Origin of the sequence: Blautia sp. HCP3S3_B11, assembly GCF_052064435.1 — a bacterium.
In the GTDB taxonomy this organism is placed as follows: Bacteria; Bacillota; Clostridia; order Lachnospirales; family Lachnospiraceae; genus Blautia_A.
Genome location: NZ_JBQHVP010000002.1, coordinates 193,627 through 210,835 on the forward strand (window position 1 = coordinate 193,627; position 17,209 = coordinate 210,835).

At 42.8% G+C, this 17,209-nt stretch carries 14 protein-coding genes, 1 pseudogene and 1 riboswitch; all 15 genes and pseudogenes read right to left on the reverse strand.

Annotation, left to right across the window (positions count from 1 at the left end):
* Nucleotides 1-91 precede the first annotated feature (91 nt).
* Entirely contained in the window at nucleotides 92-1,240 is a 1,149-nt protein-coding gene (locus ACTNC0_RS02410) for an ABC transporter ATP-binding protein (protein WP_441086217.1), read from the reverse strand.
* A gap of 49 nt (nucleotides 1,241-1,289) precedes the next feature.
* Nucleotides 1,290-2,309 (reverse strand): FecCD family ABC transporter permease, encoded by a 1,020-nt coding sequence (locus tag ACTNC0_RS02415; RefSeq protein WP_441086218.1) that lies wholly within the window; start codon nucleotides 2,307-2,309, stop codon nucleotides 1,290-1,292.
* A gap of 303 nt (nucleotides 2,310-2,612) precedes the next feature.
* On the reverse strand, nucleotides 2,613-3,746 hold the full coding sequence (locus tag ACTNC0_RS02420) for an ABC transporter substrate-binding protein (protein WP_441086274.1): 1,134 nt from the start codon (nucleotides 3,744-3,746) through the stop codon (nucleotides 2,613-2,615).
* A 98-nt stretch (nucleotides 3,747-3,844) separates the two neighbouring features.
* Nucleotides 3,845-4,942, reverse strand: a complete 1,098-nt coding sequence (locus ACTNC0_RS02425) for a hypothetical protein (protein WP_441086219.1) — start codon at nucleotides 4,940-4,942, stop codon at nucleotides 3,845-3,847.
* 301 nt (nucleotides 4,943-5,243) lie between these two features.
* On the reverse strand, nucleotides 5,244-6,641 hold the full coding sequence (locus tag ACTNC0_RS02430) for a sirohydrochlorin cobaltochelatase (RefSeq protein WP_441086220.1): 1,398 nt from the start codon (nucleotides 6,639-6,641) through the stop codon (nucleotides 5,244-5,246).
* A gap of 211 nt (nucleotides 6,642-6,852) precedes the next feature.
* A riboswitch (cobalamin riboswitch) is annotated at nucleotides 6,853-7,029 on the reverse strand.
* Nucleotides 7,030-7,152: 123 nt separating this feature from the next.
* Nucleotides 7,153-7,479: pseudogene (gene hisI, locus ACTNC0_RS02435) on the reverse strand (phosphoribosyl-AMP cyclohydrolase); the annotation flags it as partial.
* A gap of 307 nt (nucleotides 7,480-7,786) precedes the next feature.
* Nucleotides 7,787-8,377, reverse strand: coding sequence for an imidazoleglycerol-phosphate dehydratase HisB (gene hisB, locus ACTNC0_RS02440; protein WP_118247588.1), 591 nt, complete (start codon nucleotides 8,375-8,377; stop codon nucleotides 7,787-7,789).
* Nucleotides 8,378-8,624: 247 nt separating this feature from the next.
* Nucleotides 8,625-9,926 carry a histidinol dehydrogenase gene (hisD, locus tag ACTNC0_RS02445; protein ID WP_441086221.1) on the reverse strand — a complete coding sequence of 434 codons (1,302 nt, stop codon included), beginning with the start codon at nucleotides 9,924-9,926 and terminating at the stop codon, nucleotides 8,625-8,627.
* Nucleotides 9,927-9,928: 2 nt separating this feature from the next.
* A complete protein-coding gene (hisG, locus tag ACTNC0_RS02450) occupies nucleotides 9,929-10,576 on the reverse strand; it encodes an ATP phosphoribosyltransferase (RefSeq protein ID WP_008702990.1) in 648 nt (215 codons plus the stop codon).
* Nucleotides 10,577-10,579: 3 nt separating this feature from the next.
* Nucleotides 10,580-11,698, reverse strand: coding sequence for an ATP phosphoribosyltransferase regulatory subunit (gene hisZ, locus ACTNC0_RS02455; protein WP_118420104.1), 1,119 nt, complete (start codon nucleotides 11,696-11,698; stop codon nucleotides 10,580-10,582).
* 629 nt (nucleotides 11,699-12,327) lie between these two features.
* A complete protein-coding gene (locus ACTNC0_RS02460) occupies nucleotides 12,328-12,861 on the reverse strand; it encodes a Holliday junction resolvase RecU (protein WP_441086222.1) in 534 nt (177 codons plus the stop codon).
* 23 nt (nucleotides 12,862-12,884) lie between these two features.
* The gene (gene lepB / locus ACTNC0_RS02465; RefSeq protein ID WP_441086223.1) at nucleotides 12,885-13,445 is read right to left on the reverse strand and encodes a signal peptidase I; all 561 of its coding nucleotides are present in this window, start codon (nucleotides 13,443-13,445) and stop codon (nucleotides 12,885-12,887) included.
* Nucleotides 13,369-14,394, reverse strand: a complete 1,026-nt coding sequence (locus tag ACTNC0_RS02470; protein ID WP_441086224.1) for an RluA family pseudouridine synthase — start codon at nucleotides 14,392-14,394, stop codon at nucleotides 13,369-13,371. Before ACTNC0_RS02470 ends, lepB begins: the two co-directional genes overlap by 77 nt.
* Nucleotides 14,395-14,427: 33 nt before the next feature.
* Nucleotides 14,428-15,102 (reverse strand): hypothetical protein, encoded by a 675-nt coding sequence (locus ACTNC0_RS02475; protein ID WP_441086225.1) that lies wholly within the window; start codon nucleotides 15,100-15,102, stop codon nucleotides 14,428-14,430.
* Nucleotides 15,099-17,159, reverse strand: a complete 2,061-nt coding sequence (locus tag ACTNC0_RS02480) for a YgiQ family radical SAM protein (RefSeq protein WP_441086226.1) — start codon at nucleotides 17,157-17,159, stop codon at nucleotides 15,099-15,101. Before ACTNC0_RS02480 ends, ACTNC0_RS02475 begins: the two co-directional genes overlap by 4 nt.
* Between the last annotated feature and the right edge of the window lie 50 nt (nucleotides 17,160-17,209).

Genomic DNA, 17,209 nt, shown 5'->3' on the forward strand with positions numbered 1-17,209 from the left:
CCTTTGGATGATTGATGAGACCTATTATATCACACATTGTCAGTAAATGGTATTGATTTGGTTAAAACCCAAGAATCTCTCTGAGATAAAATTATGCTTTATTTTTTAAGAGTCCAAGTTCTTCTGCGAGTTGAAGGAGTTCTCTGTTTCTTGCATTCATAGTTCCAAAATCTTTTAATGGGCAAATAACTTCTTTGCATTGTCTCATAATCTCTGCTGCCTGGTCACAGGCATTCTGGGAAATGCATTCAAATGGCTGTTCCGAAATAACTTTATCTGCCAATGCGCCGGCCACCTGATAGTCTACATCATTGGTATGAAGAACGCCTGCTGCAAAAGGAATCCCCTGGCGCTGCAATTTCCGGTAAACCGGTATCCCGCTTCCGTTTCCACCGATTACGAATACCTGTGGAGTTCCTTTAGGCGCTTCCATTTCTACGCAGCCAAATGCTGCATTGTAGCTCCCTCTGGTAATTCCATATAGATTCCTGATATATTCTGAAGTAAAAATTTCTTCCGGGGCACCATATTTCTCTATGTATTCTCCATGGACGCAGATTACTTTGTCAGACACCTTCTGTGCAAGATCCAGTTCATGAAGAGACATGATCACCGTAAGCTGATGATCCAGAACCATTTGCTTCAAGATCGTAAGCAGTTCCAATTTGTGACGAATATCCAGAAAAGAAGTCGGCTCATCCAGTACAATGATCTCCGGTTCCTGGCAGATAGCACGCGCGAGAAGAATTCTCTGTCTCTGGCCATCACTGATAGCTGTAAAATCTCTGTCTTTTAAATCCCAGGCGTGAACGGTTTCCATTGCTTTTCTTACTTTTGCCTTGTCTTCTGCTGAAAGAATCCCAAGAGTTCCTGTGTATGGATATCTCCCCGTTGCTACGATATCTTCACAGGTCATAAGCTCCGGACGCATTCTCTCTGTCAAAACAACTGCCAGTTTCTGAGATACTTCTTTATTAGACATCTTAGACATCGTCTGTTTATCCAGATAGACGGTACCGCTTATTGTGGCAAGCTGTCTGGTGATGCTCTTAAGAATTGTTGACTTTCCGGCTCCATTCGGACCGATGAGAGTCAGAATCTCACCTTTTTTTAATTGAATATTGATTTCTCTGATCAAAGGTTTTCCATCGTAGCCTACCGTCAACTGGTCTGTATAGAAGAAATACTGTTCCTTCTGGTGTGTATTTTTATTTTCTGTTTTTGTTATCTTCTCTTCCATATTTTCCTGCCCATCCTGCAATTTATTATTCTTATATTTCCCGAAACATTTATACTCTTTGCTGCCTGCGGATCATGATATAAATTACCACTGGCGCACCAAATACAGCAGTTACGGAGCTGATGCTAAGTTCTGTCGGTGCAAATACCGTTCTGGCAATCAGATCGCAGAAAAGACAGAATACCGCACCACCTAAAAAACATGCCGGAATCACAAGAAGTGGTCTGGCTGTCTTAAGCAGGCTTTTTACAATATGAGGTACTGCGATTCCTACGAAAGAAATCGGTCCTGCAAAAGCCGTTACACAGGCTGACAGAATACTTGACAATAAAATCAGACCTATACGGAACAATTTGATATTTACTCCCATATTCTGGGCATAAACCTCACCCAGCTGATAGGCGCCGATCGGCTTTGACATAAAAAATACAATCACCATCGTAATCAGCACCACGACTGCCATTACCTGTACATTTCCCCATGACATTCCAGAAAAACTTCCCAGTGACCAGTTATGAAGATTAACAATGTTGGAATCATCTGCGAAGGTGACTACAAAATCTGTGATTGCGGAACAGATATATCCGATCATGACACCACTGATGACCAACATGGACATATTGTGGACTTTCTTTGCAACAAGAAGGACAAATCCCATGGAAATCATAGATCCTATGAAAGCTGCGATAATCATAGCCGCAGACCCCATAGAGATTGATTTGCTGAGAAAGAAGATCATCAGAAGTGCAACTACAAGCTTGGCTCCTGAAGAGATTCCAAGTACGAAAGGTCCTGCAATAGGGTTATTAAAAAATGTCTGAAGGAGAAATCCTGATACGGAAAGCGCTCCGCCCAGAATAATTACCGCCAGAATTCTTGGCAGGCGGATTTCCCATATAATATTGTAGGCAGTGGCATTGCCTTCATGTCTGAAAATGATATTCATGATCTCACCTACCGAAAGATGGATACTTCCGGCATTTACATTCCAGACGAATAAAATCACCAGCAGTACTGCCAGTATAAGAAATGCCAGCCAGTATCTGGCTGCACGTTTTTTATCATCCATGTTCTTTTCCTTCTATCTGTTTTATTTTATATATGTAACTCTTGATTATCTGTAACTGTTCAGTAACTTCACAGTTACGAGTCAAAATCTACAAGAAAAAATCCTGCAAGCAGGGTTCTCCGCCTGTGGCAGGTCTCTTTAGCGGCATAATTGCCCTCCGCCACAGTGCGATTCTGCCCGGAAGGCTTTTAATATCATAGGAACATTATGGAACAATTTAGCTTCTATACAATTCAGGGGACAAAAGATATTTTTTGTCCCCTCTTAAATAATTTTCACTTATCCAAAAATACTGTGCTTGTTCTATTTTAATTTATGCATATAAGAAAGTTCATCCAAAGAGTCATCATCCGTCGTAAGAATCGTATGAATATCTTCGATCATAGTTCCCAGTTCTGTGGTTTCCTGGAAGAGGTTCTTACCTGTGCACCATACATTTCCATCCTTTACTGCTTTGAAATCGGCCAGAAGATTGCTCTTGGCAAGAAGTTCATCAATGGTTGACAGCTCTCCGTCAATGGTGCTGTTGTAAATAATATAATCCGCATCCTTCGCTTTAGCGTAGAATTCTTCCATCTGCATATTCATAGTAGAAAGGGCGTTATCACTCTCGCCTGTATCTTCCGGAACATATTTGCCGCCTGCAAGCTCGATCATATTAGATACATAATCGTTACTCTTTCGTACATTGACAGCACCTGTAGAATTGATGTAAAAGAATGCCACAGTCTTTCCTGTATCTTTGTCATCGGATGCAAGAACTTTATCAAGCTTGTCTGTCTGCTCTTTGAACGCTTTCTCCGCCACATCCTCTTTTCCCAGAAGAACTGCATATAATTTCATCCACTCTGTTCGTCCAAGAGGATGACTTTCGTAGCTTGAACGCTCTACCATTACAGGGATACCAAACTGCTCCAGTTTCTCCTGTACTTCAGGATTATGATGAATCATAGTTGACTCAATGGCAAGTCCACAGCCTTCATTCAGGATTAGTTCATAATCCGGTGCATTGTACTTGCCTGCATAAATCATCTTTCCGGATTCCATGGCATCTTTGGCTTTCTGAATATACCAACCGCTTTCTTTTGTTCCGGAGAGGCGAATATTATCAATGCCGTCGATGGCACGGAAAAGATCCATAGCTGAGGTTGCCACCAGATAAATATTATTCAGTGGCTGCTGAATAACAGTGATATCCTCGCTCAGACCTTTCGGTGCTTCTTTTCCTTCCGGCACTACAAGAAACTGCCCTTCCTCAGCAATCGTGATGAGGGCATATCCATCATTATAGTAATCTACACTGAACTCTTCTGCATAGGAAAGTTCCATACTGTGATCGTATGTCAGTCCAGGAAGCTCCGCCGGAGTTTTGGCCTCGTCTGCTGCCTGTGCTGTATGTACAGTGCAAAAAATGCAGGTGCAAACAAGTAGCAACATAGTCAGTAGAAAGCCATGGTGCCATGTCCTCTGCTGTTTTTCAGTTGAATTTACTTTTCTCATAATCTTATCTTTTTCTTTTCCTGTTTTGCTTTTTATTATTTAGCCTCTTTGTCATCTGCTGTCTTTGCTTCTTTGACAGTTGTGGAATCGAAGTTTAAGGTATAGTCGATTTCATGAGGCTCGCTCATTGCTACGGTATCAGCTGTCACATCCATCTCTGCGTCAAATACACTGACTGGAATCTCAAATGTGGAGTTCCCGTCTTTGTTGACTGGTTCGTATTTCTCGCCGTCTACCAGCATATAGTCATAATTCGGGCTGCTCCATACAATCGTTGCTGTCGCTTTATCGCCTTCAACTTTGATTGCTGCCGGAGAGTCAATAGTTGCTCTGCCTGAACCACCTGTGAGAGTTACTTCCATAGTATAGTCGCCATCCTCAAGGTTCAGATCCGCCAATGTTTTACCTTTGCTTTCCTCATCCTTAGTATCTTTATCTGTATCCTCTGCTTTAGCATCCTCTGTTTTTGTATCTTCTGTCTGTGCATCTTCAGATTTGGAATCTGCATCTTTATCTTCTGTATCTGCATCTGTGGAAGCAGAATCATCTTTTACCGGATTTTTGACGCTTACTTTGTGGTCGTACCATTTTCCCTTTGTTCCGACTAAGGCTACATCAAATTCCTCATCAATTGCCGGTACCGGAATATCAAATCCGTATACTTCTTCGCTCATTCCATCACTGTATGTAACAGTATCGGTTGTCGGCTCAAGCAATTCTGCTCCGTCTTTCTGAGCATCCTCTGCTTTGCCAGCAAAAAGATTTACGATTTTTTTAGATGCAAGGCTTACGTGGATTGTCATTTTGCCATCTTTTACAGTAAGGACTCCTTTTCCATCATTTGCTTCGTTTACGTGGAACATTCCGTTGTCTGTGTCAAATTCAGCTGTGTATGTACCATCCTCTAATGTGTCGCCTTTTGATGCATCTGCATCCTTGCCGTCTTCTGCTTTTGCATCTGTATTCTTTGCATCAGATTCTTCCGAATCAGCTTTATCTGTGCTTTCTTCCTTATCGGCGCTCTCTTCTGTCGCTGTGTCGGTGTCTGTCTCTGCCAGAATCGGGCTTGTGCCAAGAAGTGTTGCGGAAATAGTAAGTGCTGACATTAATAATGTAAATGAACGTTTTTTCATGATTTTTCTCTCCTTGTTTTATATATTCATAATCCGCAGATTTACTACGTAAATCGCTACTCTCTCATGTTTGGCAGGTCCCAAGTTCAAAAGTCTTATCGTGCAAACACGAGCGACTTTCTGACCTTTTGACCCTGATATCATATTATCCAAAACCTAAAAATACATACCAGATATATTATATGATAAAAAATATCATCCTCTCTTATCATATAATATATCTGCCCGGGAACTTTTACAAGTTCTCCGGGCAGCTTATTTGTTTGGACAATGTTATTTAAAGAAATAACTTTTTATTCTATTATTCAGCGTCAGCCTCTGCAGCATCATCTGCTGCTTCTTCTGTCTGTGTATCGTCAGCCGCTGCCTCATCTTTTGTATCATCTGCTGCTTCTGCATCAGCATCGTCTGTTGCAGCTTCATCAGATGTTCCAAGAGAATCAATTGCTGCTTTTGTATGCTCTACATAGAGATCTTCTACAGCTTCAATTCTTCCAAGACCTGCGATCTGGCAGTCTACACTGTCGAAATCACCAGATGCTTCGAACTGAGATTTCCAGGAATCTTCATCATCACCAGCCATATCGTTATTAGCGTGGTCACCGGCAACAACCATCAGAGGACGAAGAATTACATTCTTAAATCCAGCTTCTTTTACTTTCTCGATAACTGCTTCGCAAGCTGTATCTTCTGGCTCACCTTCTACAGTACCGATGAATGCATTTGTGAATCCAAGGTCATTCATCTGTGTCTGCATCTGATCATATGTTACGTTAGCTGTATGGGATGTTCCATGTCCCATGAATACGAATGCTGTACCGGCATCTGCTGCTGCCTGCATATCATCAAATCCAGCTTCTTTGCATGCTTCATCTGTGATTGCCTGTGCAACTGCTTTCTTATCGTCGTTGATCACTGTAGCGTCATCGCCAACTTCACCAAGCATTGGCTCTGCGATTGCTACGGATTCGAATTTATCTTTATATCCGTCGATAGCTTCTACCATTTCATCATATTCAGCACCATGCATCAGATGTGTAGGCTGTACAACAAGGTTCTTAACACCGTTGTCTACTGCACGGTCAAGTGCCTGCTGCATGTTATCGATTACTTCATTATCTCTTGCTTCTACATGGTTGATAATAATCTGTGCTGTGAATGCACGTCTTACTGACCAGTCCGGATATGCTTCTGCAAGAGCATCTTCGATTCCTTTGATATCCTCTGCACGGCTGTCGTTGAAAGATGTACCAAAGCTTACTACAAGGAGTTCGTTCTCACCGATTTCATCCTGATTACGCGGATCATCTTTGGAAGCGTCACCTGTGTCACGACCAAAGTATTCAGGGCTTGCTTCTTCACCTTCTACCAGTTCTTTCTGAGCATCTGTCAGTTTGTCCCATGCTTCTTTTGCTGCTTTGCAGTCGTCATCAGTTGTATCTGTTCTTTCCTGAACATAAATTTTGTCGATCAGGGCAGCTACTTCATCTGCTGCTTTCTGATCATCATCAGATGCTTCTGTTGTGTCATCGGAAGCTTCATCCGCTTCTGCATCATCTGCTGTTTCCTCTGTTGCATCGTCAGCTGATTCTTCTGTCGCTGTGTCATCAGATGCAAATGCTACTGCACCTGTTGCTGCTGTCATGGAGCAGGTCATAGATACTGCAAGTAATAAAGCTAACATGGATTTTCTTTTCATTTTGTTTTTCCTCTTTTATTTCTTGTATTTCCGGACAGACGTATGCAAAAAAGCAGCCATATATTCTGCAGCTGCCACTTTCCCATAAATACACGATTTTTAATGAATCAGCCAGATATCTCACAATTCATAATTCAATCAGACTGCCTGATTCATTTATATAAAAGAGCTATGTATAGTTATGAGAATATAGGTTCTGTATACCGCAGACCTTAAATTCCACGCCAAGGCAGTTCTCCTGACTTCGATCATCGCTGTTTTCCCCTTCCCGGCAGCCCAGTGGTCTCTGAAAAACAGCTCCCATACACAGTGACGGTATCGCTCCGGATTCTCACCGGATTCTCTTTTGCACATCATATATGATGTAACCTTCGCGCTATAACATTGCACATATTCAATTCGGATACTCTTTTTTTATCACATTTAATAAAAAATGTCAATACAATTATATATTTCCTATTAATGTTTTTACACTATATGAGAAACAACATTGATTCTCTTACTTTACTGCCTCTGTCAGTGTTTTAAAGAAGCAGGTTCTGTTTCCTGTATGGCAGGCTGCACCGATCTGCTCTACTTTTGCAAGGATGGTGTCGTTATCGCAATCTAATGTAAGAGACTTTACAAACTGAAGGTGTCCGGAAGTGAGGCCTTTGATCCAGAGTTCATTGCGGCTTCTGCTCCAGTAGGTCATTTTGCCGGTCTGAAGTGTGGTATTGAATGCTTCTTCATTCATGTATGCAAGCATCAGGACTTCGTTTGTCTGATAGTCCTGTGCGATTACAGGTACCATTCCGTCGCTGTTTAACTTGAAATCCGACCAGGCGATGCTGCTCTTTAAATTTGCTGTATTTTCCATCTTTATCACGCTCTCCTGATTAACTTATAATGCATTATTTTATCTTTATCTCAAAAGATGTTCCACATAGCCCGAAGATAATACTATTTTTCTGCTATTCCGGGAACATCTTTCATTATTCTGCAATTATCGTAACTGTTCAGTACCTTCACAGTTACGAGTCAAAATCCATTAAAAATCGCCTTCGGCGATGGGATTTTGACTTGTATGTCTCGGGATTTTGGCATGTTCATGCCAAAACACCTCGCGGGATAGTAGACTGCTGAATAGTTACCAATTATCTACATTACGCAAGGCTTCCTTTGGTAGACAATACATCTGTGATTCTCGGGTCATAAGATGTTGCTGCATCCAGTGCTTTGGCAAAGCTCTTGAACATGGCTTCTGCCATATGATGGTTGTTTCCACCAGTCAGAACCTTGATATGGAGGTTCATGCCGCAGGAATAAGAAATAGCGTAGAAAAATTCTTTTACCATTTCTGTAGACATATCGCCAATCTTATCTGTAGTGAATTCTGCATCCCATGCAAAATACGGTCTTCCGGACAGGTCAATCGCACAGAGCACAAGGGATTCATCCATCGGAAGGATACAGCTGCCGTAACGCTTGATTCCTTTTTTGTCGCCGATTGCTTCTTTTAATGCGGTTCCGAGAACAATTCCTGTGTCCTCGATCGTATGATGATCATCTACCTGAAGGTCACCATGAACTCTGACACTTAAGTCAAAAAGTCCATGACGGGTAAATCCATCCAGCATATGGTCAAAAAATCCCACTCCTGTTTCGATATCGGAATATCCGGTTCCGTCCAAATTAATCTTTAATTTAATCTCGGTTTCTTTTGTATTTCTCTCTACTGAGGCTTCTCTTGCCATAATTACGTCCTCGCTGTTTTTCTCTCTGTAATATGTAATGGAGTCAATCGGATATTCGCAATCCGCTTTCGCTACTTGCTCATAACCAAATAACTGCTTCGCAGTTTATCAGAAGGGGCTTGTACCCCTTCTGATACAAGCAAGTCCCCACCCACTGCTTATTGCTCTTCGCAACCTCCGCAGGGGACTTACTTGATTTGGTTAAATAGCTTCTCTTCTATTTATTTCTTAAAAAAATCTGACGCTATTATTTATCCTCATCCTCAAAACGAACGGCAATAGAGTTTGCATGTGCAGTAAGCTGTTCGGAGGTTGCAAACTGGATGATATCCTTGTGGATGTCACGCAGCGCTGCTTTAGAATAATATACAATACTTGACTTCTTAATGAAATCATCTACAGAAAGTGCAGAGAAGAATTTGGCTGTTCCGTTTGTTGGGAGTACATGGTTCGGACCTGCGAAGTAATCTCCCAAAGGTTCTGAACTGTATTCTCCGATAAAGATCGCACCTGCATTCTTTACTTTCATCATATCTTCAAACGGGTTGGCTGTCACGATTTCCATATGTTCCGGAGCAATTTCATTGGCTGCTTCGATTGCCTCGTCCATATCTTCCGCAATAAGGATATAGCCAAAGTTATCAAGAGACTTCTGGATAATCTCTTTTCTGGAAAGGACTTCTACGAAGCCCTTTACTTCTTCGTCTACTTTGGCTGCAAATTCTTCGCTTGTAGTGATCAGAATCGCGCAGGCAAGTTCATCATGTTCTGCCTGGGAAAGAAGGTCTGCTGCTACGAAGTGTGGATTTGCTGTCTCATCTGCCAGAACAAGAATCTCACTTGGACCTGCAATAGAGTCAATGCTTACATATCCGTATACTGCTTTCTTTGCAAGGGCTACGAAAATATTTCCAGGGCCTACGATCTTATCTACTTTCGGGATGCTCTCTGTTCCAAATGCCAGTGCGCCGATTGCCTGAGCGCCTCCTACTTTGTAGATTTCATCCGCCCCTGCTTCTTTGGCAGCTACCAGTGTAGATGCACATACTTTGCCGTCTTTTCCAGGAGGTGTTGTCATAACAATGTGCGGTACTCCTGCTACTTTTGCAGGTACGATATTCATAAGTACGGATGATGGGTAAACTGCTTTTCCGCCAGGTACATAAACACCTACTCTGTTTAACGGAGTCACTTTCTGGCCGAGCATAGTTCCGTTTGTCTCACTTGTAAACCAGCTGTTCTGAATCTGTTTTTCATGATATTTGCGGATGTTGACAAGTGCTTTGCGGATAACGCCAAGAAGTGCAGGATCTATCTGCGCATATGCTTCTTCGATCTCTGCATCCGTGACACGGATTGTCTCTTTTGTTACATCTGCTTTGTCAAATTCCTTTGTGTAGGCAAAGAGTGCTGCATCTCCTTCATTTTTTACTTTATCAAGAATCTGAGCTACTTTGGATTCAAATTTCCCATAGTTGTTCGGGCTTCTTTTCAGCAGATTCTCAAGAATATCTTTTGTGGATTCTTTTGTTAATTTTACTGTACGCATCTTTACATTTCCTCCTGCAGAACTCTTCTTAAATCTTCAATGAGTTTGCGAATTCTTTCGTTCTCCATCTTCATGCTTACCTGGTTGACAACCATTCTGGCAGACAGCGGGCAAACCTCTTCTAATACTTTGAGACCATTTTCTTTCAGTGTGCTTCCTGTCTCTACGATATCTACGATAACCTCTGACAGACCAACGATCGGTGCCAGCTCGATAGAACCATTTAATTTGATCAGATCTACGGTCTGATGTTTTCTGTTAAAGAAGTAGTCCTTTGCAATATTCGGATATTTGGTTGCTACACGGATGAGCTGGTTGTTCTCCAGAACCTCTCTGGCACTCTCCGGTCCGCAGACACACATTTTACATTTTCCAAATCCGAGGTCCATAACCTCATATAACTTACGGCCTTCTTCAAGGATCGTATCTTTTCCGACGATTCCGATGTCTGCCGCGCCGTATTCTACATAGGTAGGAACATCCGGACCTTTTGCAAGGAAGAATTTCATTTTTAATTCTTCATTTGTAAAGATCAGTTTACGGGAATCTTTATCTTTCATTTCTTCGCAGGTGATTCCTGCTTTCTCAAACATTTCCATTGTTTTGTTGGCAAGTCTGCCTTTGGTCAGGGCAACTGTCAGGTATCTCATGGCTTATCTGGCCTCCTTTTTCAAACGTAATGCCACACATTTGCCTTCTGCGCGAAGTTTCTGTGCTTCTTTGATCGCCTGTGCACGATCCTGTGGCTCATATTCGATCACTTCCGGCTTCTCTTCTTTCTCAGAGAGCAGTTTCTGGCTGGAAAGTGCAAGAAGAAGATTGTCTACTTCAATCGCAAATCCGATAGAGGCCGCCGGTTTACCGAAGTGTTTCATCAGGCCATTGTAACGACCGCCCTTGATCATTGGCTCGCCGGTTCCATAGGTGTATGCCTGAAAAATGATTCCTGTGTAGTACTGATATTTGCTGAGCATTCCGAAGTCAAAAGAGATGTATTTCTCGTAGCCGTAGTTTTTCATGATCTCATAGATTTCTTCGAGTCTGGAAACTGCTTCGAGTGCGCATGCATTGTTTGTCAGGCTTCTGGCTTTCTTTAAGACTTCTTCGGAACCGAACATCTGTGGGATTTCGATAAAGGCTTTTACCATGCTGTCTTTAATTTTCTGCTCTGCTACGAATTCTTCTACTCCAAATGAGTTTTTCTGTGAGATCAGGGTTCGGAGGCGTTCTTCTGCTTCGGGGCCGAGTTCTGCTTCTTTTAAGAGGGACTTGAAGTAATCTACCTGTCCGACGCTGACCTGAAATTCCGTCAGTCCTGCTGCCAGGAGACATTCGACTGTCATGGCGAGAAGTTCTGCATCTGCGTCTGCGGATTCATCTCCGATTCGTTCTACGCCCATCTGTGTAGTTTCTTTGAGATGGCCTCGATAGCTGGAATTGTTGATGAATGTGTTGCCGGTATAGCATAAGCTTACTGGTTCTTTGTCCGGGGAGAAGTAGGTGGCACAGGCTCTGGATACGGACGGGGTGAAGTCTGGTCTGAGTACCAGAGTGTTGCCTTCGCGGTCGAAGAATTTGTAGAGTTCTTTGGATGGGATGGTTCCTACTTCGCGGCTGAATACTTCGAAGTATTCAAATGTCGGAGTTTCTATGTCTTCATAGCCGTACTGGTGGAAGACGCGATGGATTTTCTCCTGTACCTTTCTTTTTTGGCTGCATTCGCCGTTGTAGATGTCTCTTACACCTTCCGGGGTGTGAAAAATACGTTGCATGGTTGGTCCTCCTGTGGTTATGTTTTTTTGTTTCTTATTATGTTTTATTCCTTATCGCTTTAATTTGGTAACGTGATACCAAGCTAATACAAAACTAGATAGAATTATATAGGGTTTTGGCGGAATTGTCAATCCCTGCGGAGTTGTTTTTTATTTGATTTGGAAGGGACGCTCAGAAAGATATGATATCCCAGATGCGGTTTCGACATCTAAGAGTTTCTAAGTCTCCCGAAAATCTGCTAAAAGCATGAGCAGAAAAGTCCGGAATTACTCGCTGGCGCTCAGACAAGGGACTTTTCTTCTCATAACGCAGATTTCCGGGAGACTAAGAAACTCTAAGACGTCTGCAAATGCATCTGGGATATCATATCTTTCTGAGCTGGGAATTGAAATATGGAAAATTATAATTCCATGTGTAAAGTTTTTACTTTTCTTTTTTTAGTACCCCAAATTTTTTAACTGAAAAACTTTAAAGAATCACATAATGGCATTTTCCTCAACCAAATTATAGTAAAAAACAAATGTCTGAACTCTCGTTGCTAATCATTTCTTATAAAGAAATTTACCAGCTAACTAAGCAAAAAGCAAATATGTTTCTGCGCGTCCCTTTATAAGATGACATACACCCTCTATTCTCTCTCATTTAAGTCAATCTGAATCCCGTCAAGATACGGAACTAAGAATCCATTTTTTTTGTTGAGATAGTATTGCGGATTGAGTTCTTCTCTGCGAAAGCTTTTGCGACCGCCTTCTTGCATTCGGGTCCAGAAGATGAGGAGGTGGCGCAAGGGGAGGTAGTAGAATTGGTTCTCGTGGCTGTAGAATATGAGAAAGAATGCTATGCCGCCTTGTTTTTCAAATGCCTGCATGAATTCTACCTGGTGGGGATGGATGTTTGCGAGGGGGAAGGTGTCTGTGGCGCATTCTTTGGCGTCAAAGCATATGGGGATTCCCTGTACTGCTCCAATGTAGTCTACGGTGCTTCGCTGTTCGAAGTAGGCCAGGGTGATATGACGGTTTTCTTTGTCCATTCGGACGGGGGTGATGGGTGTTGGGATTTTCTGGATGAGTGCAAGTTCTTTTTCTCTGTATTGTTCGTTGGTGCGGTTTACGAGGTCTTCCAGTGTGGAGCCTCGTAAGCCTCTGCTATTCCATGTTGCCAAATTGTTCTCCTTTAAGGTTTTTCTTATTTAAGTAATTTCACCGACGGATAATACCGGATGACGGCTTTGCCTACGATTTCGTCGAAGGTTACAAAGTTGGTGGTTTTCCAGCAGCGGGAATCTTTAGAGTGGTTGCGGTTGTCTCCGAGCATGAAGTAGCTGTTTTCGGGGACTTCGTATGGGCCGAAGTTTCCTCTTGCTTTCTCGGGGATGAAGCTGTCGTCCAGTGGAATTTCGGAGTCGTTGATGTAAACTTTTCCGTCTGTGATCCGGACTTTTTCTCCGGGGAGTCCGATGAGGCGCTTGATAAAGAGTTTTTTTTCATCGTCCGGATATTTGAAGATGATGATGTCAAATCGCTCAGGGTCTTTTATTTTTTTTGATATTTCATGCCCGAAGAGATCTATGTTGATGCCATATGCCAGTCGGAAGCCGAAGAGACGATCTCCGGTCATAACGGTTTTTTCCATTGATTCGGAAGGGATTTTGGCGTTGATAAGTACTACGTTATTTATGAGTGTTACGATCAGCACCACTATGATGATCATTTTCGCGTAATCCCATACTTCTTTCCAGATTCTCATGATATGCCTCCTGCAGGTGTTCTTCGTTGATGATTTTGAAAAAAAGCTCCGGCACCGGTGCCACGAAGGTTTGGTCTGTCTCCGGAATTACTAATCTGTATGCATGGAGAAGCTGGTATTTTACTCCATGGCGGGTGTATTGTTTGTTGAATTCATTGTCACCGTATTTGGTGTCTCCCAGGAGCGGATGACCAGTTCCGGCCAGATGGGCTCGGATCTGATGTGTTCGGCCTGTGATCAGTTCTACTTCCAGGAGTGTCATTTTTCCATTACTGTCAATCGGGCGGTATGCGGTTTCGATTGGCAGGGAATCAGGGAAATCTTGTTTGCTTACGGTTACTTTGTTGGTTTTTTTGTCTTTGTGCAGGTAGCCTTTGATATGGGCAGGTTTGTCCAGTTTGCCTTTTACCAGACAGAGATAGTATTTATGGAGCGTTCTGTCATGGAAGATTCTGGATAGGAACTGCAATCCGGCGAGACTTTTGCCAGCACAGACCATGCCGCTGGTGTTTCGGTCGAGACGATTGCACACGGATGGTTTGAAAGTTTTTAGCTGTTCTTCTGTGAGTTCGCCTTTTTTCAGGAGATAACCGATCAGGTATTCTACCAATGATGGTTCGCCGTCGTCTGCTGGCTGAGAGAGCATTCCTGCTGGTTTGTTGATGATAATGATATCGGCATCTTCATAAATGATGTCTAATTCACAGTACGCTCTTGCTACCTGGGTGCTTCCGGCAAATTTGTCGAAGGTTTCATCACTCAGGAATAGTTTGATGGTGTCGCCTTTGAGGAGTTTTTCGTTTCCGGTGGCTTTTTTTCCATTCAGGGTGATGTTTTTCTTGCGGAGCATTTTGTAGAAGAAGCTTTTAGGGGCTTCTTTAAGAAGCTTGGCAAGGTACTTGTCAAAACGCTGTCCGGCTTCGTTTTCTTCTATTATAAATTCTTTCATTATTTCTAATATATCTTTCTCAATATTTCATGGCTACAGACAAATAGCCAAGATCGTCTGTCGGATGAGTTCGTTTCTGGAAAGATCCGGGTATTTCTCATCCGGGGTAAATTTAATACCTTCTTCCAGACTTTCTTTATGGTCATTCATGGAATCAAGGCGTTCCAGAAATGGGCGAAGGTCTGTGAAGATCTTTACTGTGGCTTTGTAGCCGTTTTTGCGGATGATTTTTTGGGAGTTGGTTTCCATGAAAGAGGCATCGATCTTCGGGTCGCTGCTGTAGGCTGCTACGGTGTTTCCGCATACTGCTACTGCGTCGATATAGGCACTCTTTTCATAGAAGGTCATGTATAATTCATATGCCATATCAAGACTGCCCTGATGTTCCTGGATTTTCTGATGCAGTCCTGCATCCATTGGTCTGCACTTCAGGATCATGATCAGGCTTACCATGGATTTGCATGCCGGAAGACATCCGACTACTGCCACTACTGTCCAGACAGTCATTCTTGTTTTAAAGTAAATCCAGGATGTAAAGAAGATAAATAACGGTACTGCGAAAAGAATCGCTGTGATGATCAGGCGGCGTTTCTTTTCGCTTTTGAAGTATCCGAAATTTCCTTTGGAAATTTTCTTTGATTTTTTATTGTTTGATGTTTTAGACTTAGCTGAAGATTTTGTGTTGTTTGGCTTTTTCTCTGCTGTCACTTTCGTCCTCCTTTGGAGTTGCTTTTCTTATGTGTGTTTCTTATTGTGCTTTTCTTCGCAGATATAGTGGCGTTTCTCTTGTTTCCTCTGAAGTCTGTTAAACCTCTTCTTGTATTTCTGCCAGTACTTTCTCTGTTATCTCTGCTTCCGTTCTTGTTGTTGCTATAGTTATTGCCATAGCTGTCACCTTTATTATTTCTGCTGCCACTACGGCCATTATTCTTTTTGACGCCATCATTTCCCTGATGCTCTCCATGACCTTCGCGTATCGGGCGGATCAGGCATTTCGTACCGTATCCTACTAGGTCCATTCTGCCGGTCATTTTTAGACCTTCGAGTACCAGTTCTCTGTTTGCAGGGTTCTTGTACTGCATCAAGGCTCGCTGGATGGCTTTCTCGTGAGGATTCTTCGGCACGTATACTTTCTCACCTGTGAGAGGATGAATTCCTGTATAGTACATACAGGTAGAAAGAGTAGATGGCGTCGGATAGAAATCCTGTACCTGTTCCGGGGTAAAGCCAAGGTCGCGGACATATTCTGCCAGTTTTACAGCTTCTTTCATGGTGCAGCCCGGATGGGAAGACATGAAATATGGTACTGCATACTGCTGCTTTCCTGTTTTTTTATTGGCTGCATCATATTCTTTAAGAAACTGCTGATAAATGCTGTGACTTGGTTTTCCCATGTATTTGAGTACCTGATCTGATACATGTTCAGGAGCAACTCTCAGCTGTCCGCTTACATGATGTTCTACCAGTTCATTCAAAAACGTCTTGTTCCGGTCTGCTACCACATAGTCAAAACGTACACCGGAGCGGATAAATACTTTCCTAACTCCCGGAATCCTACGCAGTTTGCGAAGAAGGGCAACATAATCCGAATGATCTACCGTCAAGTTCTTACATGGTGTCGGGAACAGGCACTGCTTGTTCTTACATACACCCTTGGTGAGCTGTTTCTGGCAGGATGGCTGTCTGAAGTCTGCGGTAGGACCACCAACATCATGGATATAGCCCTTAAAATCGGGATCTTTTGTCATTCTGGTGGCCTCTTCAATCAAGGATTCATGGCTTCTGGTCTGAAGAATTCTTCCCTGATGGAATGTCAGAGCGCAAAAATTACAGCCGCCAAAGCATCCTCTGTTGCTCGTCAGGCTGAACTTAATTTCCTCTAGTGCCGGGATTCCACCCAGCTCGTCATACATGGGATGTACTTTCTCCGTATAGGGAAGCGCATAGACATCATCCATCTCCTGCTGTGTCAGAGGCAGCGCCGGAGGATTCTGTACGATATATCCCTTTGTTCCGTAAGACTCTGCCATTGCTCTGGCGGTAAACGGGTCTGTATTCTGATACTGAATGGCAAAGCTGTCTGCGTATGTTTTTTTATCTTCTTTTATCTCTTCATAGGATGGAAGAATAATTGGCTCATAAATTCTGGAGAGATCTTTACATTTAAATACGGTTCCAGCAATATAAGTAAGCTCTTCTACAGGAATTCCGCTTGAAAGTGCATCCGCAATCTCTACGATTGAATGTTCGCCCATTCCATAAGAGATTATGTCTGCTCCGGAATCAAGAAGTACGCTGTGTTTTACTTTGTTGTCCCAATAATCATAATGGGCCAGTCGTCTCAGGCTGGCTTCAATTCCACCCAGAATAATGGGTGTCTTTTTATAAGTCTGACGAATCAGATTGCTGTATACGATCACCGCACGATCAGGGCGAAGTCCCATCTGACCGCCTGGTGAATAGGAATCCTTCTGTCTGTGCTTCTTGGACACTGTATAGTGGTTCACCATGGAATCCATATTTCCCGCTGATACCAGAAATCCCAGTCGCGGCTCACCAAATACCTGGATACTCTCTTTCTTCTTCCAGTCCGGCTGACTGATGATTCCCACTTTATATCCACGGCTCTCCAACAGCCTGCTGATGATTGCCGTGCCAAAGGAAGGATGGTCCACATAGGCATCGCCTGTGATGTAGGCGAAGTCTACATGATTCCATCCTCTCTGTTTCATTTCTTTCTTAGTTACCGGTAAAAAATCCTGCATTTATATTTCCTCGTATGTACTTGATGATATTGATATCTGCGGATTTCTCC